Source organism: Agrobacterium sp. ST15.13.013 (assembly GCF_027956525.1).
In the GTDB taxonomy this organism is placed as follows: domain Bacteria; phylum Pseudomonadota; class Alphaproteobacteria; order Rhizobiales; family Rhizobiaceae; genus Agrobacterium; species Agrobacterium salinitolerans.
Window position 1 is genome coordinate 1 of the sequence record NZ_JAQKGP010000001.1, and the last position, 25,365, is coordinate 25,365.

A 25,365-nucleotide genomic window follows, 5' to 3' on the forward strand; every position below is an offset into this window, starting at 1 on the left:
TGGAACAGAGAACGCTGCAAACAATCGACAATCCGTTCGGCACGAGATTGTCACCTATGTCTTAGGTACAAACTGTTACCTATGTCTCCGGTCTGGACAAGGAAAATTTGGTGTCCACGAGAAACGCCAATCCTGTTTTGATATGTCGAATTAGTGAATAAAATCAATTATTTCTGTCGGGCTGTCAACGGCAAAATTGTAGCAGTCCGTCATTTTTCTTGTAGCATTCCTCACCGCTCTAACAGGCTCTTTGTCAAGGCTCTGCGCAGCACCAAAATCCAGAAATCCGTAATTTTCTAAATACTCCTGAATTCAAAAACAGGAGATTTACTAATGGATTTAAACAATTACTTTGATGGACTTAACAGCAAGAAGCACGGTTTCAGCAAGTCTGAAGATTTTGAGAAATATTCCCTTTATCGTTGCTACATCAATATCCTTGCTCGTTGCCGCCATGAAAACCACCCGCGCTATCCCGATTATGGCGGTAGAGGCATTCTTTGCCATTTCGAGAGCTTTGAAGCCTTCGCCCGTGAAGTGGGTCTTCGCCCATCAGCCGATTTTTCCATTGATCGTATCGACAACAATAAGGGCTATGAACCCGGCAATGTTCGTTGGGCAACCGATGCTGAACAGTCTCGCAATCGCCGTCCCTACAAGAAGCGGACAAAGTCAGCGCTAAGAAAGCCTACCCTTCACTAAGCGGAAAAAGCCGGGGTGTCGTGTTCGTCTACATAATGGATGAACAACAAAACATCCCCAAAAGCTCTTCAGATTATCCGTAATGCTGAAGGCTGCAAACTCAAAGCCTATCTCTGCCCCGCAAATATTCCGACCATCGGATACGGACATACCAAGACAGTCACATTGGCTGATGTGAAGCGCGGCAAGACAATCACCCAAACCGAAGCTGATAGGCTTCTTGCCCTTGATCTGGCTGGATTCGAGAAAGGCGTGGCAAAGCTGGTCAAAGTCCCATTGACCGACAACCAGTTCGGCGCGCTCGTATCGTTCGCGTTCAATCTCGGGCTTGGCGCGCTATCAAGCTCAACTCTTCTGAAGAAGATCAACGGCAAAGCGCCGATTACAGAAATCGGGAAGTCTTGGCTGCAATGGGACAAGGCAAGGGTGAAAGGCGTTCTCACACCCTTGCGTGGGTTGACCATCCGAAGGCAGGCAGAATTCGACCTGTTCAGAGCGGGCTAAATCTTACCGTTCTTTTTGATCACTTCGGCAGCGTTGAATGCGCCCTTTGCTCCAGCTTCATTTGCATGGAACATGACGACCGTCACGCCGATTTGTGCTGTCGGCGCGTACATCGGCGTGCTGAAGGTGTTTGCACTGTACGTGCCGTAAGCGGTGTTGCCGTAGACGTTCGCAGAAGCATTGCCATAGGTGTTTGTATTCATTCCGACGAAACGAGAACCCTGCGCGGTGGCGACCTGATCAAGCCTGAAGTGGGTGTATCCACGTTTCACTGTGGCTTCAGCCGCTTTTTTCATGGTGATGGCACCGGCTGCGCTCGTGAAAATCAAACCACTCGCATTGGTGTCCAGTCGCACCGCGTTAGGTGCAAGTGGCATTTCGCTGGTGGTGGCACAGCTTGAGAGCATCGCGCAAAGCACGACGCCAGCAATAAACATGTTCTTCATAGTTCCCCCGAGAAATAGACAACAGCATTTGTATGCATTTTCAAGGGGAAGGCAATTGAATCGAATATCCGACCACAACTTTAGTTGGATTTTTAGTTAAGTGACGAGTCCGGCAACAGTGCCCTTGTTGTTCATTTGAACGATAGCGGTGCGATACGCGGTTCCGGGTGCACCACCGGCTTGACCGCCTGCACCACCGCCATTGTTACCGCCGCCGCCAGCTTGACCGTTTTCACCATAACCACCCCATCCAGCACCAGAGCCACCGTAGCCGCCCCATCCAGCGTTTGTGCCGGGCGCACCACCGCCGTTTCTGCCGGTTGCTCCACCATCGGAGCCTTGACCGCGACCACCTGTTCCGCCAGCACCACCATTTGTCCATCTACCTTCCCAACGCCGACGCGAAAGTTCGTATCTTGAGATGTTGAAAATTGGCGAGTCACGATAGTTGCCACGGTAATACCTCCAACCGTCATTGCCGTCGAACTCCGTGGCACCACCATTACCAACCCCGCCCTTGTCCGCACCGCCCCAAATCGCACCTGCGACATTTGACGTGTAGTTTGCTCGCCAGACGTAGTTAGCGCCGTCATATGCCGGACCCTCGAAGTATTCTTGTGTCCAGTACCCGCCGCCACCGTCACCTCCGCGACCACCGCCCCCGCCGCCAGCAAGGATTGAGCCAAAATTATCGACCAGCATCTTCTTAGACCAAGCGACACCGCTATCGGGATAGATGGCATGTCCACCACGCCCACCATTGTACCAACCGCCGCGCCCTTGGATCGAGCCGTAATTTTCAAGCGTAAGTGTTCCGCCCCAAGTCGCAGTTGCTTGCCCACCATTCTGGGCAGCCAATGCCCACTCGGCAGTCGATCCAGTAACGACGACACCGGAACTGATAATCACTCTCTTACGTGCGCTGGACTGCCATTGGGCAGTCGTGAACAAGTTACCCAAGATTAGGTCAGTTCGGTTGCTTGTGATTGTGACGACAATTTCACTTGAGAATACGTGTTTTAAAATACCGGAACCCGGCAGCTTCGCGTACAACTCTGTGGAGGGTTGCCAAACGCCATTAATTTTCCTGTACGCATCCACGACTTTACGGGGAGCGCTTGCCACCTGAACGTAAGTTTCGCCCATTATTCGTACCTGAAATAGATGTCGCCTTCCGATCCAAAATTGGATGCAGGTACAGCGGTCCCATAATAAAAATTTTTGCTGGCGGAATTACCTAGAGCACCCGGCTGAACTGCAGTATCCGCTTTTGCTCCTTGGGCAGTAGTTGCTTTGCCATCGAGAGCAGCTTGGGTTGCGGTGGAAATTGGAAGAGCAGAAGGCGCATATCCGGCGAGCGTAGTCGCGTTACCGTTGATGTTGATCGGCAACGTGTCACCGAAGTCAGTGTTGTCTGCCTGCATAAGAAGGCGATTACTGGCACTCATACCGAGCGAAATTTTCGCGCTTCCTTGATTGGGACCAGTGCCTTGCTGAACAGGGGTAAAGGCGACACTGAGCAGTTCAAAAGCCGTGCCATTGTAGACGACCTCAACCATCCGACCGGTGACGATAGCCCCGGCAATTAATGGCGAACCGTCAACTCTCGATACGATAGCCCGTGCACCAAGGGAATTGATGTTCAGAGTTGTCGCACCGGTATTTGTCGCGTGTGCCCAAAATCGGTAGATGATACCTTTCGAATAGGCGGCTAGTGGAGCCTCAAACGTCAGAACGTAAGCGTTAACTGCGCCAGTCGAAGTGTAAACGGGATTGGTCTGATTATAGAAGCGCTTCAGCGAACCGCGAATTGATCGAATGATTGGCGCTAATTGGGAAGGACTGTATCCGCCTTGGACGCCGTTCGGAGAAGGCTGACTGTTGTCCGCGTCAAGCTCTTTCCAATCGGAAGAAATTAGGTCTGTCATGAGCTTTTCGCCCTCTTATTATTATTGATTTTATTTAGGTTATTGGTCGTCTTCGTAGCCAAGATCACGGAAGTAGTCGGCAATGGCAGTTGCCACCGCCTGATCAGAAGTACGTTTGCGGATTTCCACGAGCTTCTTCATGTGCCCCTGCATTCCGCCCTTTTGCATCTCTGCCTTGGGAATATCGGCAAGCCACGCGACTGTTTCCGGGTTCTTGAAAAGTGCCATGCGACTATTGGTGAAGAGCTTGTTTGCTCCTGCTTTTGCAGCACCTTTTGCCGCTCCAATGGCAAGTGCGGACATCGGTTCAACACCCGCCGCCATACCGAGCGCGGAAGTCAGCACGTTGTTCTTGTCCAACGGATTGATGTTGTCGAGCATCTGTTTGTGCGTCTGACTATTTGAATGGTTCGCACCCCGGGCATATTGCTTCATGTTGTTGGAGATACGTGCAAGCCTGTCCAAATCCTGTCGGTATTGCTGGTTCTTCGTTCCCTTGAAAATGGCATCTTTGGCTTCTGGAGACATTCTCGACCACTTGTTCAGGAACATGGTGGAATTGAATTGCTCAACGCCTTCAACGTCCGTCGATTTGCCAAGCTGCTCGATGCTGCTGGAAACAACATCAGCCCATGCGTCCTTGCCACCTTCAGATTTTTCAACAGTCCTGCGAATTTGTGCGATGCGGTTTCCGCCCTTATTGGTCGTCTCGGTCGCGAATTGCCAAATCTTGTCGGTATCGGGAGCTTGGATAATTTTATCGGCAACACTGCCTTTCCCGAACCCTTTCACCGGGTCCATGTGGCGACGATACTGGTTGTTGGCTTTGCGCCATGCTTGCGCTGCATCTTCACCAGACGCCAGAGCCGTCTTTTCCATGTCGGCAGTCAATGCGCCGTACAAACTGTTGAGATGACCTGAAAGAACCTTGTCGTCTGTGTCTTTCGCCCGTTGACCAATGATCGTTCGAGTTTTCTGAAGCTGATCGAAAGTCATGCCGTTCTGTGCATCTTCCAGAATAGCCGTCGCATCATCAATCACGCTGTCAGTCTGAGAACCGATTGCACGCTTGTCGAAACTGCCCATAGCTTCACGATCCGCCTTCAGCTTCTTCAAAAAGGAAGACGTGTTGTCGATGACGGCGGGAGAGGTCACTTTCTCGCCAACGCGGTCATAGAGTTGATTGGAGCGTTGGAAGCCAGCCTGTTTTGCAGCCTTTGCCTGTTCCTTGAGAAGCTCCCCAAGTTCAGCCTGCGTTCTGGCAGTTCCTGTTCCCGATACAATCCGGTCGAATTCGCCGTCCATCGCCTGATGAGCATCATCAATGCGTTTCTGAATCTCGTCTCCGTTTCGAAGCGAAGAAAGAGCATGTTCAAATTTTGACGTGCGGGGATTACCGTTCACCATGCCGGGAAGTGGATTGTCAGCGCCAATGGCGTTTAGGTCTGCCAATCTCGCCTGAGCTTTGGCAACATCGTCAACTTCACCGACCAGCATCTTCTTGTAGGCGTTTTTACCTGCTTTCCAGCCAGCGCCAACCGCACGACCGGCACCTTCGCCAGCCGCACCGAGTGCAAATGTTTTTGCAGCATCGGCAGCTTGTTCAGAACCGGTTCGAGTGTCTTCGTTTCCGAACAACCAGTTCAAGCCGCGCTGGACACCTTCACGACCGGCAACAGAACCGCCACCAGCACCAGTTACCGCGCCACCAAAGGCACCAACGCCTGTTCCAATAACAGGAACGGCGCAACCAACTGCACCGCCGCCGAGACCGCCGAGAACACCACCAACAGCGCCGCCAACGGTTTCACCGATTTCCGGCGCGATAGACGCGAAGTCGCCAAGAGACGGAAACCAGCTTTCGCGATTGTAAAGACGCGTCCTGCCGTTCTCATCCGTAAAAATGAAGTTGTCGTCGCCATAAGGTTTTGCGTCGGGATATGTCTTCTGAAGCGCCTTCAGACGGTCTTCGGGCTTATCCAAAGCACCAACCGCCATACGGACATTCCAAGGTGCATCGCCCGCATCGTTAGAAAGGTCGCGAGGATCGGGACCAGCATATTCGAAAACGTTGGTGCCGCTGTCTTTCTCGATGATCTTGCGCTTCCAATCCGGAATGGCACCGCCATCGCGCTCAATAATTTTCTTCTTCCAATCGTCCATATGTTAAAGCGTGAAGCCTCCAAGCCCGGAGAGACCGCCCCGGCGTTTGCGCTGTTGTTCTGGCAACGAAGAAAGAACGGCTATTTCCACGGGACTGCCGCCCCCAATACGACCGCCTTGCGCCCTTGCTGTTGCCTGTATTTGGCTATTTAGCGCGGCGTCCTGTTCTGCGAGGGTCTTAGCGAAATCACCGATCTGGCTAAAGCCTTTGGTCACTTTATCGGTGTCCATGCCGAGAATGGTGTCACCAACCTGAACGTCAGAACCAGTCAGCTTATTGTAAGCATCGATCAGAACACCATTCCGGCTTTTCGGCTCTTCCGTCTTTTGAGCGGAAGCGACAACTTGTGTGCCGGGGATTTGTTTTGGCACTGATGCAGGATCGGCAGCAGCAATCACTTCCGAGACAATATCGGGCTTGGTTTGGGATGGAGCGCCATTGTAGGCGGTTTTCAGCCATTCCGGCGCATTGTCACCTTTACCACCAGCACCCCAAACCCCCGGCGAACCCATGCCGATATGCATGGAACCTGCCTGCATATAGCCGGGACCGGCACCAAAGCCGGTAATGCCGTTTGCTTTGCCTTCACTGACAATCTGCTGAAAGATCGGGCGATCCTGATCGTTCGCCCAATCCAGCTTCTTGCCGTCTTTATAGAAAAAGACATCTGCTGCGCCGCCATGATCATGCCGGGTGGAACCAACGCGACTTCCGCCTTCCTCGATTCCAGGCTGTCCACCTGAGAAGACTTCGGCTGTGACACCCATGTTTTCCAGATAGCCAAGCCGCTTCAGAAGTTCGTCAGAAAGCTCACGATTACGCGTGGCTCCCTGATTGGCATAACGGATGTAATTGACCATCAGCGCTTTCTCCGAACCATCTCGGGCGGATCATCACTGAAACGATAGGCACTACCAGCCGGAACAGCTTCATAACCTGCTTCACTATCAACCACGACTGCCTCAACAGCAGACCGCTTTTCAGGAACAGCAATGCCGCCCTTGAGAAATGCGCGTTGCTTCTCGTTTTCGGGCGTATCAGGATAGATGGCATCAACCCGAGAACTGTAGGTGGCGATCTTGTCTTTCGCGACCTTTTCCTGAATTTCGAGCAGGCGCAAAATGGAGCCTTCATCAAGGCTGATATTGCCGCCTGCCGCCTTCTCTGCAAATGCGCGGTCGCTATCGGAGATGTTGGCAGAACCAACGATGTCCTTGATCATCGCGCCGACCATTGGAGCTACGGCACTCTGGAAAGTTTCAGTATTCTGAATTTCCTTCGTGTCAGCCACGCCGAGCAATGCGCCGACCTTCTGGAGATAAAGCCGCTTATCAGCCATGGCACCGGTAATTGCACCCGACCGAATTGCATTCTGCGCTTCGAAGTTCGATTTCAGACCAGCGACTGCGGAAGTTGCGCCTTTACGTTCGTCAATGAATTCTTCGAAGATTTTGCCGTCTTTGGGAGCCGTATTGACGTTGATGTTCGTGTCGTTCTTTTTCGTAAATTCGTATTTTCGGAAATCAGGATTTTCGACGCCAAACCGATAATCCTTCTGATCGGCAGTAATTTCCGCATTCTGCCCAACAGCCGAACCAAGGCTTTCCGCCTTTTTCGTATCGAAGATGCTCTTTCCATAACCATCCGCAAGCCGATAAGAACCATCTTCCCCAAGGACCATTCCATTGTCTGCGGCATGCTGCTGCAATTTCTGGATTTGCCCTTGCGTCTCCCGAGCGCCAGCATCATCACCATTGGCAAGCTGCATTTGATGAAGGGCGAAAAGCGCCTCAATCGAATAGCCGTTCTCGGAAGGCGAGCTGTATTTTTCAACGAAGGTCGCAGCCCGATTCTGTGCATCCTGCACGCTCTGGAGCTTCACCTGATTGGCTCGATTGGTAATGCCTTTCGTCTGGCGATCAGCAATGCCATCCATGTTCGCGTTGTATGCGCCCACGCCATTGCCGAGACCCTGCCCAACAATAGACAGAAGGTTTGTCGGTTTCTCAGAAGGACCACCAGCCGCCATCATTGCAGCGCCACCCAACAAAAGGCTTTGGGCAAGCGACTGACGCTTATCGGCGTCTTCCGGCAGGAACTGCGAAAGGAAGTTTTCCTTCTTAGCCTCTTCAGGGCTGAGAACGGCTTTTAGATCGTTCTCGCCGTTGGTTTTCTTTTTGAAAAGGAAATCAAATGCACCAGCCATTGTTACGCTGCCTCCATGAGTTTGTTCACATCAACATGGAGCTTTCCGTCGATTTCGATTGCGGCGTCCGTCTTTCGATCAACTTCTTCCGCGATTGGTCCATACCAAAGCTGTTGATCAGGGTCGTTCTTGTAGGTGAATTCGTAGATTGCGAGGCGATCACCATTAGTCAGCGGCATGAAACCAACATGCTTATGCAGGACTTTTTCAGACGCTTGGCAAAGGGCAAACAAGCCAGCAAGCGACGACAAGCCGCCAAGGATTTGACCACCCGTATTCGAATAAACCGGCGTCTGCGAGGTCGTGCTGTTGTAGCCGCCGCCATTGAGCAGGTTGATGAAATTCGCTGCATTCATAATTGGCTGCTGTTGCTGCTGATCCCAAGAACCGATTTCAGCCGCCTTGAGAGCATCCAGACGAGAATCCTGACTTGCCCCGACATTCGCCAATTGTTGAGAAGGCAGGTACTGGTTCTGATACGTCTGACCAGCCATGTTGGCAGCATTGAGCTTTTGAGAAGCCAAACTGGAATCTGCCGCAACAGAAGCATTCGCCGCATTCAGCTTCTGATCGTTCAAGCCGAGCATGTTGGAAATGTTGTTCTGGTAGTTGTTGCTGAGCGTGTTCATACCGGAAAGCTGGTAGGAACGGTCATTCGCTTGCTGGTTTTGATTGTTGGCGATGTCCTGATTATAGAGCGAGCCATAGGCATTCGCTGCATTCATCTGGTTCGAGACATCCTGATTGTACTGGTTTCCGTACATGTCAGTCGCAACCTTCGCCATTTCATTGGCAGCAGCCGTTTCCGCATTATTACGCTGAGTGGCGTAAGCGCCGGAACCCATACGACCGATTGCAGCCGCCTGACTATCAATGCCGGGATTGGTGATGTTCTTCAGCTTATTGGCGATCTGGTCTTGCTGGTTCGAAACCATCTGAGAAAGATACGGATTGTTCCCGATATTAGCGCCCGAAGCAGTCTGTTGAAGGTACTGCATTGCCGGGTTGTTCGATGCCTGCCCAGTCGCAAACTGTCCATTGGCAATCTTGCTCGCCATGTCGTTCGTCGGATTGGGAGAAAAGCCAGCAGTATTCTGAAGCTGAGAATAGGTATTCTGTGCTTGCTGATTGCCATTGCTGTTCATCACGGAATTTACGGCATTCGTTGCATTGGTCAGCGTGGATGTATTGCCGTTTCGAGCGATATTTTCCGCCTGAGCCAGAGCGTCTTTCGTAGCCTGAGACTGATCAGCGATAAGCGAACCCTGATACGCTTGCGGTGCACCAGACTTATAGAGATTGTCAAGCGTCGAATACTGGTCAAGCAGATATCCTTTTGCGCCAGACCAAGGTTCAGTAGTCGAAGTGGTAGTGGTTGTCTTGGGAGTTGATGCCATTGGTTTAAAGCCTCTTTATGAATTCTTCTTCTTGTTTTTCGAAGCCATTTTTCAGGATTAGTTTATGCCATTCGGGACGGGGTGTTCCGACAAGTTTTGTGAATCCTTGATCTTTCAGGAACCGACAAAGCACGACTTGGCAATGCATTATTTCTTTCAGCGATTTGTTTTTTCCCCGGCTAAAAGCAGAACGTTGGCAATCCATTCTCCCTCATATTTACACAGTTCCAAAACACATGCAGAGCGATCAGCCGTGACAAGATGCCATTCGTTCTTGCGCAGCTTTTCGAGCATTTCAGCTTCATTAAATACTGCTGGTGTCCGCTCAAATGCAGATAAAAGCCAACCACGAACCCTAGTATATTCTTCTTCCGTGAAACCCATCTGCATCATACGTTGAACACCACATAATCAAATGTTCTAACGGTCGTCGCAGCGGCATGCGTGATTACAAAAGAGCCGCTATTGATCGCTGAAATGAACGTTGAATTGAGAGCATTCGCAGCAGCAATCGTTCTCGCCTGAAGGAAGATTTTACTCTGGCTGTTTATCTTCGGATTTGTGACCGTTGTTGACGTGGCTGAATTCGTCAGAGTCACAGAACCGGTATTATCAAACTGACTGGCAATTTGATTCAAAACACTCGTGATCTGTCGTGTATTCGTATGATCGTAGACTCTTTCCATTACGCTATTTAGCGTTTTCCCGCCGTCTGCCCGTCGATTTGAACAGCAAATGCAGTCTTCCAATCACCAGAGATATTGATACGGAACCGCTGGAAACGTGACTTTTCCCGGAAATAAGCGAAACCGGTTTCGGCATTTGTATCTTGGGGATTTGACCATTGGATTGGATCGGAAAGAAGCTTGCGAGTTCCTACCTGAACCCGAGCCGTTCCATTGCCTTCAAACAATGGTCTTGCTCTCGAAACAGATGCGATGTCAGCACCAGTCTGATTGGGAAGGACGTTTGCAAGCTGATATTCAGGTGTCTCAATGGATAGTTCGAGCGTTTGACCCGAGAACGAATAAACAGCGCCCCCATCGCTCATCGCCCAAAGCATGGACTTGCCGCCCGACCAAATAGGGTCATCAAAAGAAGCTGGAACATTATCCAACGTTCCATAGGCGTCCAACTGATCAATCGTCCACGGCAGGGAAATGGCATTGAAGATCATGTCCGCTGTCGCATCAGCGGTAGTCCACTCGCCCGTGACGTAATTGAATATCAGCATCATGTCTGGATGACCGTTCGGAGAATTAACCGAGCAGAATGACCAGTAAATCAGAGTTTCTCGGGGATCGGCAGCTACGGACATAAGATGCAGTTTGTCGGGATCGGCATTTTGCAGGAACCACTTATCAATCCGACCGGCTCCAATAGGTGTGAGGCTACCGCCATTGAGCATGTAGAACCCATCATCAGACAGGAAGAAATGTCGCCCTTCGACGGAAATCACGGATTCAGAAACAGAACAGCCTTTTCCAACCACACGGTCTGTGAAGCTGAAAACGTAAGGGGCACCTATGTATTGCATCTGAACAATGCCGCGCTGAAGCAATATCCAGCACTGATCATCGGTGACGATACCCATGATCGAACCAGAGCCATGAATATCTTGGAAATCTGCCTGAGTGGAGGGATTGAAAGCCCAATCGGAAGGTGACTCGATTCCGCTCCAGCGAACGCGGTAAGGAACAGCACCGTCCAGAGCGTCATAGGTATTCCCGAGAATGGTGAAACCTTTGGTCGTCGCAATATGTCTCCCTTTAACAAGGGTCGTCAAATTGGCGAACTGGATGTCCTGATTCATGTCGATGAATTGGGGTTCATCGCTGAAGTTGGTGAAGATTTGCAGGCTTCCGAATTCCACAGACTTCCAACGTTCTTTGCCCGTAGTCGTGTAGCCACCTGATCTGGAAATGTTCGTCCATTGACGGGTAGACGGCGAGAGCTTGTACAGCGCCGTGGCACAACCACCATAAACTTTGGCATCGCCTGATGCGTTTTGACCGATGGCTGTGCCGAGCGGGCGAGATGCCATCGCTGTGGACGAATACAAACTGGCTGCTTTCATCGGAAAGAAAGTGACACCACCCGCAAATGAGCCGCGCCCCGGCGTTCCATTATGCGCCTTCACCAACCCCGCGTTTCCAAGTGCTGGAAGGTCGGGCGTCCAAGACGCGAAGGGCTGGTCGATTACTGCCATGTAGGACCACCAAGCGTGATGGAGCCAGTCATGCGACCGCGCCTGTCATCTTCCGCAAGAACGCTGAGAGCTTCGTTCAAAGCAGCCTGTTCGGAAGCAATGCCTTCGGCATCCTTTTCCCAACGGTAGAATTCCCTGAGAACGGCTGAAATGTAGACGTTCTGGAAATTGTCGAAGAGCCAGTTCGAATTCGTCTCAGTCAACGGTGTGAAGGCTGCATAATAGGTAAGCTTGACGGTATCTTCGACTTGACCGGCAAAGATCAGTTTTCCGGCAATACGATAATAGCCGACCTCATCAGAAGTCAGCGTGGCACTGTTGATGGAAACCGGTCTGTATCGCTTCGCAATACCCGTAATGGAGCGAATTTCGATGAAGTCAGTAGGCAAATCGGCAATGTCGTCGCTGATCGAAAGGACAATCGTTTTTTCAGAACGATAGTGGCGAACAATCGGGCGAAGATGACTTTCAGCACGAAGGATGAAGCTGACAATAGGTGCATCATCGCGGATGGTGTAGCTTTTAATCAGGTCCATGAACTCATTGTAGGTCAAATCAGAGCCTCCAATTGTTCACGCGAAACTTTGCATAATCAGCGTCATTGAGACGGCGTTTCATCGCTTCAGGATCGTCGGTAATGCCTTCGCGTTTCCAATCGAAATACAATCCAATCGGAATGCCAGCGACTTTCACGACATCAGAATGTTTGCCAGTCTGATTGAAATCGGCAGCTTCTGAAGCGTTTGCATCGAGCATTGCCTGAATGTTTTTATAATCGGTTTTGACAATGATTTTGTCACCGTCTCGGATCAAAGTGACCGTATAATCGGGAGTATCTTCCCATACGATTGAGCCGGATTGGATCAAATCACCAGCTTGAAAATTGCCCATCAAGTATGCCTCTAAAATGTCTATTGACGTATTTAGCGGCGGCTTGAATTTGAGAGATTTTGCATAAAAAAGAGCCTCCGAAGAGGCTCTTAGTCGTTCCTTGAATTTATGATTATTTTGGCTGAATTTCAGCCTTTAGCCGTTCAAGTCAGCGATCTTGGCATTGCCCTTTTCATTGAGGCATTCCAGCGTCGTTTCGGTGACGAGCATATAGCGTTCACTATCACCAGTCTTGCCGAGTTCTTTCTTTTCGACGCCACGAAGAACAGCCGAATTCCAAAGAGCGGGATCGTAGGCGATGACAGTAGTCGTGGACATGAAACGATGCGGAAGGATCGTAACAGTACCAAAATCCGAAACATAGAGATCAACAGCCTGATTGACGGTCTTCTTGTCCGCGTTCTGCTGCTTGGTCGAACCACCGTTGAAGGTCGAAATCTTCGACTTCAGAACACCCGGCGCAATAACCGTGTTCGGATCACCGCCAGCTTCCCAAATCTTCTGGAGAGCGGAAATGAACAGTGCTTCAGTGAGCGGGCGAGCCGTACCAGCCGTAGGAGCGTTGACCACACCACCGGAAAAACCGGTCGATACGCCGTTCGCACCATGCAGAGCGTTGGTAGCGATAAATGCTTCAGCACCACCGAGCTTGCGAACGCCAACTGCAACAGAGCCGTTGCCCGAGACATAAGCAGCTTCTTGGTCTCGCTTCAGTTCTTTGCCTTTCTTGGCGATCTGGCGAGCAAGTTCATCCTTCGCGCCAGCCGTGTTGACGGCGTTCAGAGTGGAACTCAGGCGAATGTCCTTCTGGAAAATCTGCGTGACGTTCGAAATGCGAACAGGACCATTGAGGGTCGTATCGGTTGCATCGGCACCTTCAGCAATGGCGTTGTCCTTATTGGCAGCAGCAAGTTCGTCCTGAAGCCATTCGTGCTTGACAGCGGTTGCCTTGGTCTTGCCGATAGAGGAAATAAATGGAGTCTCTTCCGGCGAAATCATTGAAATGACGTTGCTCAAATCTTCGCGTACATGGGAGACATTAGTCGTGGTTAAAGTGGGCATTTTCTTACCTTCTTGTTCTTAGAGTAGATTTTTGATGAGGGCTGCGGCGTCCGCAACACTACGAGATTGGTTGAATTTTTCGAAAGATTGACGATCATAATCAGCAGCCGTCTTTCGCGAATTTTCCTTCGCGGAAATAACCGGCTTCTTCGCGATCTTTTCGACTACCTGCGGAATTGCCTTTTGTGCCTTTTCGGCTTGAACAACTCGGTACAGCAGATCGATTATTCGGAAGTCAGCGATGCTCTTGATTTCCTGCTCGTTAAAGCCGGTATCCAAAAGCAATCCAGTGATGTCACTGAAAACTTCATCAGCCTTATTTTTATCCTTCAGATCAGGGTACTTTTCAAAGAAGCGATTGCTCGATTCCTGAATTGCGATCTGGCGCTGCTCTTCCTCATATGCTGCTGCTTTCTGCTTCAGGGCAGTTTCAGCTTCATAGATTTGGCGAACGGCGTATTCACGCCGTTCCCATTGGGCTTTCTGGCGGACATACTCAGCCGGATCATTTTCTGAGAGCCAATCGAAATCGGGATATTCCATCTGACGAAACTCGATTGAAACTTGCTGTTTCAGGGCTTCAATCCCTGCCAGTGCTTCAGATCGAAGGGAATTAACGTCCCTTTGGTTTTCCTGATAGAACTTCCGTTGTTCGGCAATTTCTTGGGTCTTTTTCGTGTAGTCGGCTTGTCTCATATATGAGGACCGAATTTCGCTAAGGCTTACCTGATTGCCATCGATATCGAAAAATTGCTCTTCCGGCGTCTCTTCAGTTTCAGGAGCTTCAACAGCTTCATCCACTTCCGGTAATTCAACGTTCTCGTCTGGTTGCTCATCAAAAGAGTCCTCAGATACGTCGAGAGTTTGACTGATAAGATCAGCCGCTTCATTAATGTTTAATGCAGTTCCTTCCGGATTGTTGCTTTCAATTTCCATCTATTTAGTAATTCCTAAAATTATTTTGATTCGAATATTTAGTATTCTTCATCTTTCTGCGATTGCGCTTCGTACTTGGCGACTTCAACGTATTTATTGATCCTTTGATTGATCAATTTGAAGCCATGGCTAAGTTGGTGAACACTATCGAGTTCTTCCGCTTGCCCTAACTTCGTGTTCATGAACGCCTCGAAAATTTCGGCTTCAATGCACTTCATTAGGGCGCGAAAATCTTCATTTTCCTTCAAGCGAAGTGCCGCATTTGCTTTCTCAATATTGTTCATTCGGAACCTCAATCATCAACTGAGAAAGGTCATCTCTCGGTTCATTATTTTGCGTGTATTTCTTGTCGAGTTCGATGAGCTTCAGAAGGTAATTTTGCTCCTGCTGTTTGCTCTTCAATTCCATCTCTTCACGGAATTCGGATTGCTGCTGCTGAAGTTGAGCAACCAACTTCTGCATTTCGAAATTGCGATCAGCTTCGTCGGAATTCGCCTTCAACTGCGCCTTGACCTTTTCCATCTCAATCAGACCGGCATTCGGATCGACGGGAGGCTGTGGAGGTGGCGGCGGCGGAAGCGTGGAAGGATCGACAAAGAACAGGCTGCTGTTCTTGAAGCCTGCGGTCTCGGAAAGCTTGGCAAGGGTGTTGTAAATCGTCTGAGCGTTGACGATGGGAAGACCAGCCTGCATGGCGGACATTTGCTGTGCCAAGAGATTGGTCAAGGAAGCGGTAGACTGGTCACGGCTCATCACACCAAAGGCAACGGAGGTCGTCACGTCCAGTTCTGGCGTGAATTCGTCAATCGGCACGAAGTTGTTCGTGAGGCGGGCAATGAACGCCTGAGCCTCTTCCGGTTTCTGAAGAAGCTGGTCAATCACGATACGGATGAGGTAGGCATAACCAGTGTCCGCAAAATAGCGGCTGATCATCTCCACCAGAAGCTGACTGGAGTTATTGCGCTGGTTCACTGCGGTCGCCGTTGCGTTCTGAAGATCGCTTGCATTCAGCGAGACCATTTGCGGACCGACACCAGTCGTGAAGTCGAGACTATTCGACAAGTTGGCAATGACCGGCATGGCATCCCCGCCAGCGAAAGGCGGAATAGAATAGCTGATGCCTGCCTGTGGATCGTTTGAGCGAACGATGGAGCCGGGGTGAACGTTCAGAAGGTCGTCCAGATTGACGGCATCCGGGTTCACGATCTTCGTCGGATTTACGTGGCTGTGCAGATCGTCGATGATAGCGCGGTTCAGCCGAGTGATCAGGATATGATCATCGCCAATCTTGTCAGCGATACCCATGCTGAAAAGGGTGTCTGCCTGCGGGAATGGAACGAACGGAGCATATGGATAGAAACGCGTGGTCTCTTCACAATCGAGCAGGACAGGCTTTTCGATACCACCGGCAAGGGTGAAGCGATAGTGCCGCGCCTTCTTGTCGATCTTCATTTTGCAGTAGACGACAAAGACTTCGACATCATCGCCTGAAACGCCCTGATCGCCACCAAGGTCTTTCGAGCGTTCCAAGGCAATGCCATCATTCTTGCTCGATGCCAGCGCGATTTGCGACACCTTCTCGGCGTCATAACCCATTTCAAGAAGGGCAGCTTTCGACACGATCTTGCGATGCCCCTGAAGTTTGCTGCAAATCCCGCCGGTCTCGGGATCGATCTTCGCGTCTCGGGAAATGATGAAATCTTCGGGAGCGACTGAGAGGACGTTGAAAACTGGATTGCGGCGAACGGCTCTGATTTTCAGGTCTCGAACCGACATACCAACTTCGTTCAGGTAAGGCTTGGATGCTTCTTCAATGACAATCTGACCGGCTTCCTCCTGCTGATCGAATGCCAAAAGCTGCGCGTCTGGAATGCCCTTGATTGTGCGGGGAAGACCTTCAATGGTCTCGGTCGTGAATTCGGCTGTGATGATGCCTAAACCACAAATGAAACCGTTCTGGAGCCATGGCTGAAGAAACGAAAGATGGCTGTTCTTCGTCTTCAAAATCCAGTTCACAACGGACGTTTGCTGACGTGCAATCGCTTCGTCTTCTGGTCCAAATGGTAGGAATTCACAGACGTTTTCCGGGCTGTCGAAGATGCGGATCATGCTGGCAACGGACCAATCAACACGCTGCTGAACTTCAGGCGACACCCATTTCGAGCGACCTTTGATTTTGTCGTCGCCGGGAAGGTAGGCGCGCTTATAATATTTCAGCGCCGTTTCATGCTTGGTCGCGATATTTGAATTGCTGAAATTTACAGCGTCTTTCAGTTTTACCGCAATGCTGTTTTGAATAGCCTGTTCGTCCATTAATCCTTTCTCTTTTTAAGGCTATTTAGCTTCACTGATAGCTCTGGAGATTCGTGTATTCTATCGGCTTCGACCAAGAGTATTTGCTTTGAAAACGAGAAGGATTAACGCTGAAAGTGATAGCCAAGGCGTCGGCATAGTCGGGCGAACGACCGAGACGCTTTTTCAGTGCCTTCTTCTCTTCAAGTTTGATCTTGCCGGAGCCGTCATCATAAGTCGGCGTGACAAGCTCTTCGATAAGCCGCTGATGATTGGGAATGGAGACGTTCTCTGTCTGAAACCATTCGCGCATCTCAAACCAGATTTGGTCACGGACGCGATGATAGCGATCTGGATTGCGTGTCGGCGTTCCGGCGAAAATGCACGAATGCACGGGAAGACCGAAGTCCTTCAGGTTGCTGTAGACGCCGTGACCAAGACCGGTCGCATCAACGGCAATCATGGCTGGTCGAAGGTTCTTCGGCGTGGACTGATAGAGGTCTCTGACTTTGTACGCTAATTGCGTCGGATCAAGTCCTCGCCATTCCGCAAAGCCTAACAGCAAATTGTCATGGCGCATTGCCAGCACGGAACTGTCCTTACCAGCGCCAGCCGGATCAAGACCCCATATGACAGGAGCATTCGATGCAGGAACGACTTCTTTGTTGAGAACGGCGGTTTCGATCCATTCGCGGCTGATCAAACCGTCAATATCGGAAAGCGGGAACTCGCCAAGGACCATGACGCGATATTCGCGGCTGAGCGGCCCCCCGTAATTCTTTGCAAGTTGCTCGAATGTTTTGGGATCGAAATGCGGGCTATCCTTCATTTGCCCATGGACTTGGGTCCACTCGTCGCGAATGTCTGGATCGCAGTGAGTGCGCCAGAAGAAGCCGCTTGCCTTGGAAGGGTTCGAGACGAGACAGAGTTTTGCGTTCGGATCGGTGAGGATGTTCAGCAACGCGCCAGTGAAAACGGCGTCGTCAATACCGGACGCTTCATCCACTATGACGAAGTTGTTGTGGGCATGGATACCACGGGCATTATCGGGCTTGTCGCCGCTTGCCAGACGATATTCGGCAAAACAGGAACTCGGATTAACCGTGCGGCTGATGCGCGTTGCCTGAACGTCAAAGCTCTCTTTGAAGATGGGAGACATCTTTCCATGGAGTACCTGGAGTTCCTTCCAGATCGATCCGCGTAGCTGCGGTTCCGATGGTCCGAAGATGGAAACCTGAACCTGATCGTGGGTGATCAATGCCCACCAAGTCACGATGGCTTCCGCGTGCGTCTTGCCGAAACCGACACCACCGCGAAAGGTAATCGTGCGTTCGGTGCGGAAGGCTTCGCAAAATTCAATCTGTTTCGTGGTAAGGGTAGAGCCAAACACCTGAAACGCGAAAACGGCAATGTCTTCGCGGTAAATGTCTATAAGTGCTGCTAATTCGTGTAAATTTTCATCTTTATTCGCCATCCGATATTTAGCGGAATGGCGAACTCAATCAGATTTCCGGTTGAGGAAACGAAGCAGGAATTCCCGCAAATCCTCTTTCATTTTTGCGGGGTTCTTTGCGTAGTCCTTGGCGATAAGCAGCAATGCTTCCGCAAAATACATGCCGAGAAGACCAACGGCGAACGCGATGGAATTAGATGTCTGTGGATCGGCAATCGAGAACATGTACGCAATCAGGGGAGTGACGTAGGCGGCAATGATGCTGCCGATGAATCCACCGAACAGGTTCTGCCAAAGCGTTCCTGTCTTAGCCACGAAGCTTCGAACGACCGATCCGAAGAACCCTGCGATTATGTGGCTTGTCTGAAACCCGTTGCTTGCCAAGAACAGCGAAACGGCAGCAACTGCCGCAATTATCCAATCAATCATCGTCGTCGGTGTCTTCTTCCGGCGTGATGTCGATCATCTTTTCTTTGGCACCCGGCAGCTTCAGAGAATTGATTTCTGCAAGCATGCCCGCAATCGAATGGGAGTGGCTGACATTGACGTTCGTATCTGCCTTTGCCTTCGGAATGACGGCGCTCAAAAGCCATTCAGCAGCTTTGAAGCGAACGCCGTCGCTGGCGTTCTTATCGTTCATAAGCGCGATCATGTTTTCCAGCGCTTCAGGCGTGGCATCCATAATGCTGTTCCGAAGCTCTTCAGGAAATTTCTTGCGCCCACCAGAGCGATTGCCCTTCTGGAAACCGATCTTCTTTAATCGAGCTATGTTCTCTTCTGACTTGCTCCATTCACTCATTTACGGCTCTGCCTCCAAATGTTTTGAGAAAGGAAAGCGCGTCATCTTCGTACGTGAAATCGACTATGAAAAATCCTTCACCAACCGCTAAATTAAAGTCTTCTGAAATGAGTTCTCGAACCTTCGCGCCGAACTTGGAATCGATCCATTCGGCGTAAATGTTGTCCGCTTTTGCCTGTGTGATTTCGGCTTCATATCCGCGTGGAAGATGAAAAATGACTTGCATGCTTTGCTTTTCTCTGAGATTCGTTTTTCAGATATTTAGCGAAACATTGATCGGAGACCGAAATGACAACTTTCTTGGAATATTCGAAAAGCTATGAGGTTAAAGAGAACGAAGCCGTAAATGCTTTTTTGGCGGCACTTATTCGCCAAAAGAAGGCTTTCGAAACGGGCGAAACAAGCCGTCGCAGTTGGGTAAAAGAGGAAAATGGCAGCTTCTATATCAAGCTCGGAAAACTCGCAAAAACTTATCGCGTGACAAGTAGACCTGATGTCAGCGACTTCCTACATAGGGCGGCTCAGGGCGCGCAGAATGAAGCAGAAACCGATTTCAGAGCATTGATTGAAGAAGCCTATGGCTCGTCGGACGCAGCCGCAGAAAACAAGCCAAGGCGCGGTCGTAAGCCGAAGAACGCCTGATCAATTCGGCTGTTACGCGGTTGCTGTCTTCAGATGGACAGGGCTAAGACTTGCTCAAATGACTTGATGTCAAGGTTGGAGAAGCCGGTCTCTATAGCTTCTCCAACACCAGTTGGTCAGTTCAAGAAGGTCTTCATCGCGCGGTAATCACCATCGGAGATGTAATAGACATTTTCTTCACGCTGCTGACGACGCGCACTTGCTGATCTGACCAAAGCTAATTCGGTTACAACGCGAAACTGGGCAACAGATCGCCTGTCCTCCAGCTCTTCGTCTGCACCAAATTGCTCATGGCTTGCCGCGAATAGATAGTATGTTCCCCGGAATGAGCCTTCCGGGTCGGAGGTTGGAATCGCGATTCCCAACTGGAAGTACTTTCCTTCGATCCAGCATTCGGCAGGCACTACGTACATTGGCATGCACGCGCCTGTCTCAATTAGCGCCTTGTGCGTCCTCTCACCAAGGCGCCTGTTGAAGCTGAGGACGGTTTTCTCCGCTATATTTACGCGGAACCGACTTGATACATTTCTATAACCACTGCCCAGATCGTTGATATCGACCAACATTTCTCTTCCTTATAAAAAATCATTTTCTTTAAGTGGGCACTTGGCACTACGCCAAATCCCTAGATTAGGATGCCTCGGAAAAAGAATTCGTCAACAAAAAAGCTATCGCTGGAAAAAAATTCTGGATGACCTGATAAAAATAAGCAGGAAGCGCAGCAGGGGGTGTGGGGGTGCGAGTTACCCCCTGTTGTTTTTGTACGTCCGTTGACTTCTGCCGATCAAGCCGACTTCACGACAAGACCGTTGTCGTTCGCGCTGCTAATCGTGTTGCTGATCTTGAAGATATGATCAGCAACACGAACAGCATCTCTGTCTTGACCATGCCCAAACATGTGGCGATTTGCCGTTAAGATTTGGATGACTTCACCATAGGAACATCCAGACTTCTTCAGATCAACGCCAGCCTGATAGAAGTGCGTACTGCCTTTACCCAAGCCGGGAGCAATCGACCATTTTTGCAGGATGTCTTCGACAGTTTCTTTGTCTGCGATCTTGCCTGAAGAAACCGCATCTTCCTTGGAATTGCCGAAGTCAATCTGAACGCGGTTGAGATATCTTTCCGTGTCGAGGAACGACACTTTGTACGTCATCATGTCTGTCCACACAGTCCCGTCGATGAATAGATCACCTTTGAAATTCGATACGCACGGCATGCTAATTCGCTTGTTGATGCTCTTGAAACTTGGATCGATTTCGAATGCGTCACCAAACTTTTGAAAGATATCAGCACGGATGAGGGTGAATATCTTCTGGTAGTCATCGCCATTCACAGCCCGATCAAGCGGGATGAACAGATGGAAGCGCTGGTCCAGTGGCTGACTGCTGAAGCTATTGGCGATGACATGCGAGAGTTTGTTCTTCTTGAGGAATGCGCTTAGTTCGCTCGGGTCGCATTTGGCTTTGTCCACATCCATTTGAATGAGCTTCGTCGTCTGGATGTTGCTGACAAGCTTGTGATTGCTTGGATCGATGAAATAGCCTTCTCGCAATTGAGGGCAGGCAGATTTCGACTTCAACACAAGCTCTCTGGAATACCGCTGCATGATCATGACCAGATCATTCCAAGAGGCAGGAACGATAATCGGCTCTTCGCAATTAGTGCGGCTCCATTGGCGAATGAGGAAGTTTTCGTACTGGTATTGATTTTTCGCTTCGTTGCTTTCCATTTTGTTTTTCTTGTTCCTTTTTTGACTTCTTTCGTTGGCGGTCATGGCTTTTGGCTTTTCGCTCCGAAGCTCTTCTAAGCCGATGTCGAAGAACTCTGGTTCGCCTGCACATGCTTCCCCAAACATGTCGTGCAGCGCCATAGCAGACCGCTGATCAAGCACGATGATGGTGACGTGGCTGGAACTGGAATAATCGCGGTAGCTGGTTCTGGAGGCGAACTGGTATTGTGCGGCATAGGAAACTGCCATCTTCACGTCTTCGGATTGCATCTCGAAAAACTCACGTTTGAAATTGTAGACGTAAGTTGGCGGATTGATCGGAGTGAGATGGATGGCGACATTGTAGTGCTGGAAGCCGTTAATGCCCTTTGCAGAAGGGTCCAAGCGCTGCGACAAGCCGGTTTGATCGTGGAGCCACGTATAAGGCGTGGTTGCGTTGCCTTCCTCATCCTTGGCTTTCTTTACACAGTAGATGTGCGGCGTATTCGGGAAGGCTGCGTCGAAAGCCATGGCGACACGGTTTAGAAAATCCTGATAGCCAAGCCTCTTATAGTCCGCCCATGTGTCCAGTTCGTCGGATAGGTAAAGGATATGAACCAATCCTTTTTGATCTTCTGGCAGAGAACGAAGGAAGGGCTTCATTTCTTCATTTTCAACGAAATCGACTTTCTTGTGCCATGCAAAATAGGTCTCAGATTGTTCGAAACCAGCGCTCATAATGGTGACGGATTTGTAGTCCGACAGAACGGAAGGTTGCATCACCACTTGAAAGCGGAGCTTCATATCCTTGACCGTCTCAGGATCGTCCTTCAGCGCATCCTTGTAAGCTTTCAATGACGATCCACGAATAACTACCTCGTAGTCAGCGGATTTCATGGTTTGAGACAGTTCGAGAAGCTTTTGAGATGGAACGAAGGCTTCATCATCGTCAAATGTCGAAAGCAAATCGGCAATCGCTTTCGTATAGGTCATTTTATAATAGAGATGGCTATCGGAAATTATGTCATCGGGAAACAATGAAAGCAGGATGCTTTGAACGATCTGAAGGGAGGATTTCAACTTGATCGTCTTTTCAATCTTCGGTTCTTCATCGATATAAAGATCGTAATTTTCAGTACCGTTAATCTTCTTCATAGCGACGGAATGATCCACGATTATGATTTCGTGGTCGTCAGCTTTAATGGCATCTCGGAAGGCTTTCGTACAATTGGAATAGGAATTTTCGTCGTCATCCTTTCCGTCTTTGCCAGTGATAAGCTTTACGGAAAAACCGGCGTTCTTGAACATTGCTGCGATTTCGCGGCTTACGGCTTTTCGGGGAGTGGCAATCACGTTGCGGGAACCGGGCTTGATGACTTTCAGCAAGGAGTATGTCTTGCCGGAACCGGTTCTGGATGAGAGATATTTGAAAAGAAGTTTGGTCATAAAAATGGTCTCGTAAAATAGGCAATAAAAAAGGGGTTTCCCGAAGGCGGTCCGTCAAGACCTTCAAGGAAACCCCGATATTTTTTACGAGATTTTGAGTGCAGAGAAGATCAGCGGTCCTATTCGAATTGAAGACGATTAGGACTTGACGGACCTTCTCTAACTTCAGACTTATTTAGGGATTTTTGTTTCTGGCTTTTCCAGAGCACAGGGTCTCAATCGAATTATTTTTGATTATTTTCCGAAGAAGGAATGTCTCGATTAAGTCTGATCATATTAGCTTAAATTGATAGAAAAATCAATAGGAAAGATTGATTTCAATGGATACTTACACACTCTCGCTACGCGAGAATGAGCTTCGCTCATACGAACTGGATTTGAATAGGTGACTATATCTGCCAGTCGGCTATCCTGTTCATCAACAGGTTGAAAGAAGATATTGGTTGTTTTAGATTCTTAAAAAAAAGATGTCACGATTAGTATATAATAAAAAAATGCTATTATACAAAACGTGATACGTTTTTTTCAACCTGTACATAAACGAAGTAGCCGACTGATCAAATCATAGGACCATGAGCGAAGCGAATTCGAGCCGTAGGCGAGAGTTGTTAAGGTCAACTAATCAACCTTTTTCAAGCAGCTATTCAAACCCTTTCCGAAAATCAGTACCTTCTCAAATTTCCTTAAATCTAGCATTTCAAAACCCCTGCAAAATAAGGCTTTCCGGCTGCTTAATAAACGTCTTTTTTAGCGAAACGCATAATCTTACCCCCACCGGAAAATAAAAACGCTCTCAGTTTAAGGAAATCGACCAAAACCCTTGTTTCTCAGGGCTTGTAGCGTCCGATAGGGTATAGCTTTGCGTACATTAAAAATCGGGGTCTAATAGGTGTCCGTTAGGGTTGACTCCCGTCAACGTACATGCATTTAATCGGTCATTACCTTTTCGGACGCTTTGGAGCCACTATGACCACCTTCCTTTACGCTCGCGTATCAACCCTCGAACAAGACCTTTCACATCAGGAAACCCATGCGCGGGAAGCCGGTTTCAAAATCGATGAGGTGATTGCAGATCATGGCGTTTCAGGTGTCAGCACGAAGCTTTCCGAAAGACCTGAAGGAAGGCGACTGTTCGACAAGCTGCGCAAAGGTGATGTGCTTGTTGTTCGTTGGGTGGATCGTCTTGGCAGAAATTACGAGGATGTGACGGAGACTATTCGACACTTCATGAAAATGGGTGTGATCATCCGAACCGTCATCAACAAAATGACTTTCGACGGATCGACTAAAGACCCAATTGAGATGGCAGTCAGAGACGCCCTGATTGGATTCATGGCAGCAACCGCACAAGCACAGGCGGAAGCCACGAAAGCCGCTCAGAGAGCAGGTATTGAAGCGAAGAAGGGTGATCGCGAACTGTATCGGGGGAAGAAGCCAAGCTTCGACAGGAAAGGCTTCAGCGATGTCATTGACATGCTGGCTAACGATGCAGGCGCATCAGCCATTTCCAAGGTGACTGGACTTACACGACAGACCATTCTCCGCATTAAAGCAGACCCGGCAGCGGCTGAAACCGCATTGCAGAGATGGGGTATGTGATTGTTCTATAATAGTGGAATATCGCAGAAAAGTGGGGGCTGTCTTGGCGCGGGCGGAATTTGTGGTGACAGTAGCAGCTATCCACTCTAAATCAAAGATGCCTGCGGGCGCAGCATTTCATTAACATACATCCTGACGTAAGGGTCAATCACACTACGACTGATCTTGGCGTTCCTCCCAAGTACCTCTCTTTGTACTAAACTAGAGAAAAGTTGGAGGTCATTTTCATTAGTGAAATCGAAGACAGATGAACCTTTTACATCGTTGATGCAGTTTTCGATCAAGAGGTGCTGTGACTTCTCACCCATGTCGTAGCTGTGATGGCGAACCTCTTTTGTAACACGCAACGATAAATTGACCATTTCGGCTTTTAGGCTCTGAAGCTGCTCGACTATAAACTGTTCTGAACTAACCGTCTTTGTTTCAAGTCCAGCCAACTTGAACTTGCCGAAATGTCCGAGGAATGGCGAATAAGATTCGTCATCCGTTTTCCGTGCAATGCTTCCCGTTATCGCGGCAGCTACCTTTTTCTTAAAATCCCGCACATCGTCAAAACGCAAATCTGCTCGATAGTTGATATGCTCAATGGGCGACGTGTCGAAACTGTAGTCGGTCAGGTCGTCTTTTATCACGATGGTAGGCTTGTCAAATGCCAGCCTCAGCCCGAGTTCGAACATGACGTTGGCGTTCTTTCCGCTCACGTCACAGACGACAATAGGATCGTCGTATAGGTTCTGTACAATCCGTGCATGGATTACGCCAATGTCCTCACTTTCGCTAACGAGTCGAGGCGTGTAGCCAGCATCTTCAATAGCCTCATCGAGGACGATGCGTACTCGGTCCCAATGAGACTTTTCGTACTTTCCCATTGCGGCAATAGGCATGATGATGCCGCAGAAAGGACGGCTTACGTCTCTATTCGAACCTTCCGTCATTGGCTTTTGCGGTTTCGCGTTCATTCATATCCCCCATCTTGTA

Annotated in this window: 26 protein-coding genes; 4 read left to right on the forward strand and 22 right to left on the reverse strand. The window is 49.6% G+C overall.

Annotated features, from left to right (window positions below):
- Positions 1-333 precede the first annotated feature (333 nt).
- Both PL597_RS00005 and PL597_RS00010 read left to right on the forward strand, forming a co-directional pair.
- Positions 334-702, forward strand: coding sequence for a hypothetical protein (locus PL597_RS00005; protein WP_271364320.1), 369 nt, complete (start codon positions 334-336; stop codon positions 700-702).
- Between the two features lie 39 nt (positions 703-741).
- The gene (locus PL597_RS00010) at positions 742-1,206 is read left to right on the forward strand and encodes a lysozyme (protein ID WP_271364322.1); all 465 of its coding nucleotides are present in this window, start codon (positions 742-744) and stop codon (positions 1,204-1,206) included.
- On the opposite strand, the gene PL597_RS00015 is transcribed toward PL597_RS00010, so the two are convergent.
- The 19 genes from PL597_RS00015 to PL597_RS00105 all read right to left on the reverse strand — a co-directional run bounded on the left by PL597_RS00015 (position 1,203) and on the right by PL597_RS00105 (position 19,215).
- Complete coding sequence (locus tag PL597_RS00015) at positions 1,203-1,652, reverse strand: hypothetical protein (RefSeq protein ID WP_271358732.1); 450 nt, start codon at positions 1,650-1,652, stop codon at positions 1,203-1,205. The two genes, PL597_RS00010 and PL597_RS00015, sit on opposite strands and share 4 nt — an antisense overlap.
- Positions 1,653-1,783: 131 nt before the next feature.
- The gene (locus PL597_RS00020; RefSeq protein WP_271364323.1) at positions 1,784-2,107 is read right to left on the reverse strand and encodes a hypothetical protein; all 324 of its coding nucleotides are present in this window, start codon (positions 2,105-2,107) and stop codon (positions 1,784-1,786) included.
- Positions 2,108-2,797: 690 nt separating this feature from the next.
- Complete coding sequence (locus tag PL597_RS00025) at positions 2,798-3,580, reverse strand: hypothetical protein (RefSeq protein WP_271364324.1); 783 nt, start codon at positions 3,578-3,580, stop codon at positions 2,798-2,800.
- A gap of 39 nt (positions 3,581-3,619) precedes the next feature.
- Positions 3,620-5,743: a hypothetical protein gene (locus PL597_RS00030; RefSeq protein WP_271364325.1), complete on the reverse strand. Its 2,124-nt coding sequence runs from the start codon at positions 5,741-5,743 to the stop codon at positions 3,620-3,622.
- Positions 5,744-5,746: 3 nt separating this feature from the next.
- Positions 5,747-6,604: a hypothetical protein gene (locus PL597_RS00035; protein WP_271364326.1), complete on the reverse strand. Its 858-nt coding sequence runs from the start codon at positions 6,602-6,604 to the stop codon at positions 5,747-5,749.
- Positions 6,604-7,950, reverse strand: coding sequence for a hypothetical protein (locus PL597_RS00040; RefSeq protein ID WP_271364327.1), 1,347 nt, complete (start codon positions 7,948-7,950; stop codon positions 6,604-6,606). The genes PL597_RS00035 and PL597_RS00040 overlap by 1 nt, the downstream gene beginning before the upstream one ends.
- A 2-nt stretch (positions 7,951-7,952) precedes the next feature.
- The gene (locus PL597_RS00045) at positions 7,953-9,347 is read right to left on the reverse strand and encodes a hypothetical protein (protein WP_271364329.1); all 1,395 of its coding nucleotides are present in this window, start codon (positions 9,345-9,347) and stop codon (positions 7,953-7,955) included.
- 156 nt (positions 9,348-9,503) lie between these two features.
- A complete protein-coding gene (locus PL597_RS00050) occupies positions 9,504-9,740 on the reverse strand; it encodes a hypothetical protein (RefSeq protein WP_271364330.1) in 237 nt (78 codons plus the stop codon).
- A gap of 301 nt (positions 9,741-10,041) precedes the next feature.
- Entirely contained in the window at positions 10,042-11,556 is a 1,515-nt protein-coding gene (locus tag PL597_RS00055) for a hypothetical protein (RefSeq protein WP_271364331.1), read from the reverse strand.
- Positions 11,547-12,110 (reverse strand): phage adaptor protein, encoded by a 564-nt coding sequence (locus PL597_RS00060; RefSeq protein ID WP_271364332.1) that lies wholly within the window; start codon positions 12,108-12,110, stop codon positions 11,547-11,549. Before PL597_RS00060 ends, PL597_RS00055 begins: the two co-directional genes overlap by 10 nt.
- Before the next feature lies 1 nt (position 12,111).
- On the reverse strand, positions 12,112-12,450 hold the full coding sequence (locus PL597_RS00065; RefSeq protein ID WP_416372227.1) for a hypothetical protein: 339 nt from the start codon (positions 12,448-12,450) through the stop codon (positions 12,112-12,114).
- Positions 12,451-12,582: 132 nt separating this feature from the next.
- Complete coding sequence (locus tag PL597_RS00070; protein WP_271358744.1) at positions 12,583-13,509, reverse strand: DUF5309 domain-containing protein; 927 nt, start codon at positions 13,507-13,509, stop codon at positions 12,583-12,585.
- An 18-nt stretch (positions 13,510-13,527) separates the two neighbouring features.
- On the reverse strand, positions 13,528-14,445 hold the full coding sequence (locus PL597_RS00075; protein ID WP_271364333.1) for a hypothetical protein: 918 nt from the start codon (positions 14,443-14,445) through the stop codon (positions 13,528-13,530).
- A 38-nt stretch (positions 14,446-14,483) separates the two neighbouring features.
- Positions 14,484-14,729 carry a hypothetical protein gene (locus tag PL597_RS00080; protein ID WP_271364334.1) on the reverse strand — a complete coding sequence of 82 codons (246 nt, stop codon included), beginning with the start codon at positions 14,727-14,729 and terminating at the stop codon, positions 14,484-14,486.
- On the reverse strand, positions 14,716-16,758 hold the full coding sequence (locus tag PL597_RS00085; RefSeq protein WP_271364335.1) for a portal protein: 2,043 nt from the start codon (positions 16,756-16,758) through the stop codon (positions 14,716-14,718). The genes PL597_RS00080 and PL597_RS00085 overlap by 14 nt, the downstream gene beginning before the upstream one ends.
- 31 nt (positions 16,759-16,789) lie before the next feature.
- Entirely contained in the window at positions 16,790-18,211 is a 1,422-nt protein-coding gene (locus tag PL597_RS00090) for a hypothetical protein (protein WP_271364336.1), read from the reverse strand.
- Positions 18,212-18,235: 24 nt separating this feature from the next.
- On the reverse strand, positions 18,236-18,619 hold the full coding sequence (locus tag PL597_RS00095) for a hypothetical protein (RefSeq protein ID WP_271364337.1): 384 nt from the start codon (positions 18,617-18,619) through the stop codon (positions 18,236-18,238).
- A complete protein-coding gene (locus PL597_RS00100) occupies positions 18,612-18,989 on the reverse strand; it encodes a hypothetical protein (RefSeq protein ID WP_271364338.1) in 378 nt (125 codons plus the stop codon). Before PL597_RS00100 ends, PL597_RS00095 begins: the two co-directional genes overlap by 8 nt.
- Entirely contained in the window at positions 18,982-19,215 is a 234-nt protein-coding gene (locus PL597_RS00105; protein ID WP_271364339.1) for a hypothetical protein, read from the reverse strand. The genes PL597_RS00100 and PL597_RS00105 overlap by 8 nt, the downstream gene beginning before the upstream one ends.
- Positions 19,216-19,277: 62 nt before the next feature.
- On the opposite strand from PL597_RS00105, the gene PL597_RS00110 reads away from it, so the two are divergent.
- Complete coding sequence (locus PL597_RS00110) at positions 19,278-19,631, forward strand: hypothetical protein (RefSeq protein WP_271364340.1); 354 nt, start codon at positions 19,278-19,280, stop codon at positions 19,629-19,631.
- A 116-nt stretch (positions 19,632-19,747) separates the two neighbouring features.
- On the opposite strand, the gene PL597_RS00115 is transcribed toward PL597_RS00110, so the two are convergent.
- Positions 19,748-20,197: a hypothetical protein gene (locus tag PL597_RS00115; protein ID WP_271364341.1), complete on the reverse strand. Its 450-nt coding sequence runs from the start codon at positions 20,195-20,197 to the stop codon at positions 19,748-19,750.
- A gap of 218 nt (positions 20,198-20,415) precedes the next feature.
- Entirely contained in the window at positions 20,416-22,788 is a 2,373-nt protein-coding gene (locus tag PL597_RS00120; protein ID WP_271364342.1) for a hypothetical protein, read from the reverse strand.
- Positions 22,789-23,754: 966 nt separating this feature from the next.
- Between PL597_RS00120 and PL597_RS00125 the strand changes: the two genes are divergently transcribed.
- A complete protein-coding gene (locus PL597_RS00125) occupies positions 23,755-24,387 on the forward strand; it encodes a recombinase family protein (protein WP_271364343.1) in 633 nt (210 codons plus the stop codon).
- Positions 24,388-24,473: 86 nt separating this feature from the next.
- Here the strand turns inward: PL597_RS00125 and PL597_RS00130 are convergent, their stop codons facing one another.
- Positions 24,474-25,346 (reverse strand): hypothetical protein, encoded by an 873-nt coding sequence (locus PL597_RS00130; RefSeq protein ID WP_271364344.1) that lies wholly within the window; start codon positions 25,344-25,346, stop codon positions 24,474-24,476.
- Between the last annotated feature and the right edge of the window lie 19 nt (positions 25,347-25,365).

What these genes read in the sequence shown, in the direction of transcription:
- PL597_RS00005 (WP_271364320.1), top strand. Translation starts at nt 334, where the DNA reads ATGGATTTAAACAATTACTTTGATGGACTTAACAGCAAGAAGCACGGT.
- PL597_RS00010 (WP_271364322.1), top strand. Translation starts at nt 742, where the DNA reads ATGAACAACAAAACATCCCCAAAAGCTCTTCAGATTATCCGTAATGCT.
- PL597_RS00015 (WP_271358732.1), bottom strand. Translation starts at nt 1,652, where the DNA reads ATGAAGAACATGTTTATTGCTGGCGTCGTGCTTTGCGCGATGCTCTCA.
- PL597_RS00025 (WP_271364324.1), bottom strand. Translation starts at nt 3,580, where the DNA reads ATGACAGACCTAATTTCTTCCGATTGGAAAGAGCTTGACGCGGACAAC.
- PL597_RS00030 (WP_271364325.1), bottom strand. Translation starts at nt 5,743, where the DNA reads ATGGACGATTGGAAGAAGAAAATTATTGAGCGCGATGGCGGTGCCATT.
- PL597_RS00035 (WP_271364326.1), bottom strand. Translation starts at nt 6,604, where the DNA reads ATGGTCAATTACATCCGTTATGCCAATCAGGGAGCCACGCGTAATCGT.
- PL597_RS00040 (WP_271364327.1), bottom strand. Translation starts at nt 7,950, where the DNA reads ATGGCTGGTGCATTTGATTTCCTTTTCAAAAAGAAAACCAACGGCGAG.
- PL597_RS00045 (WP_271364329.1), bottom strand. Translation starts at nt 9,347, where the DNA reads ATGGCATCAACTCCCAAGACAACCACTACCACTTCGACTACTGAACCT.
- PL597_RS00050 (WP_271364330.1), bottom strand. Translation starts at nt 9,740, where the DNA reads ATGATGCAGATGGGTTTCACGGAAGAAGAATATACTAGGGTTCGTGGT.
- PL597_RS00055 (WP_271364331.1), bottom strand. Translation starts at nt 11,556, where the DNA reads ATGGCAGTAATCGACCAGCCCTTCGCGTCTTGGACGCCCGACCTTCCA.
- PL597_RS00070 (WP_271358744.1), bottom strand. Translation starts at nt 13,509, where the DNA reads ATGCCCACTTTAACCACGACTAATGTCTCCCATGTACGCGAAGATTTG.
- PL597_RS00075 (WP_271364333.1), bottom strand. Translation starts at nt 14,445, where the DNA reads ATGGAAATTGAAAGCAACAATCCGGAAGGAACTGCATTAAACATTAAT.
- PL597_RS00080 (WP_271364334.1), bottom strand. Translation starts at nt 14,729, where the DNA reads ATGAACAATATTGAGAAAGCAAATGCGGCACTTCGCTTGAAGGAAAAT.
- PL597_RS00085 (WP_271364335.1), bottom strand. Translation starts at nt 16,758, where the DNA reads ATGGACGAACAGGCTATTCAAAACAGCATTGCGGTAAAACTGAAAGAC.
- PL597_RS00090 (WP_271364336.1), bottom strand. Translation starts at nt 18,211, where the DNA reads ATGGCGAATAAAGATGAAAATTTACACGAATTAGCAGCACTTATAGAC.
- PL597_RS00095 (WP_271364337.1), bottom strand. Translation starts at nt 18,619, where the DNA reads ATGATTGATTGGATAATTGCGGCAGTTGCTGCCGTTTCGCTGTTCTTG.
- PL597_RS00100 (WP_271364338.1), bottom strand. Translation starts at nt 18,989, where the DNA reads ATGAGTGAATGGAGCAAGTCAGAAGAGAACATAGCTCGATTAAAGAAG.
- PL597_RS00105 (WP_271364339.1), bottom strand. Translation starts at nt 19,215, where the DNA reads ATGCAAGTCATTTTTCATCTTCCACGCGGATATGAAGCCGAAATCACA.
- PL597_RS00110 (WP_271364340.1), top strand. Translation starts at nt 19,278, where the DNA reads ATGACAACTTTCTTGGAATATTCGAAAAGCTATGAGGTTAAAGAGAAC.
- PL597_RS00115 (WP_271364341.1), bottom strand. Translation starts at nt 20,197, where the DNA reads ATGTTGGTCGATATCAACGATCTGGGCAGTGGTTATAGAAATGTATCA.
- PL597_RS00120 (WP_271364342.1), bottom strand. Translation starts at nt 22,788, where the DNA reads ATGACCAAACTTCTTTTCAAATATCTCTCATCCAGAACCGGTTCCGGC.
- PL597_RS00125 (WP_271364343.1), top strand. Translation starts at nt 23,755, where the DNA reads ATGACCACCTTCCTTTACGCTCGCGTATCAACCCTCGAACAAGACCTT.
- PL597_RS00130 (WP_271364344.1), bottom strand. Translation starts at nt 25,346, where the DNA reads ATGAACGCGAAACCGCAAAAGCCAATGACGGAAGGTTCGAATAGAGAC.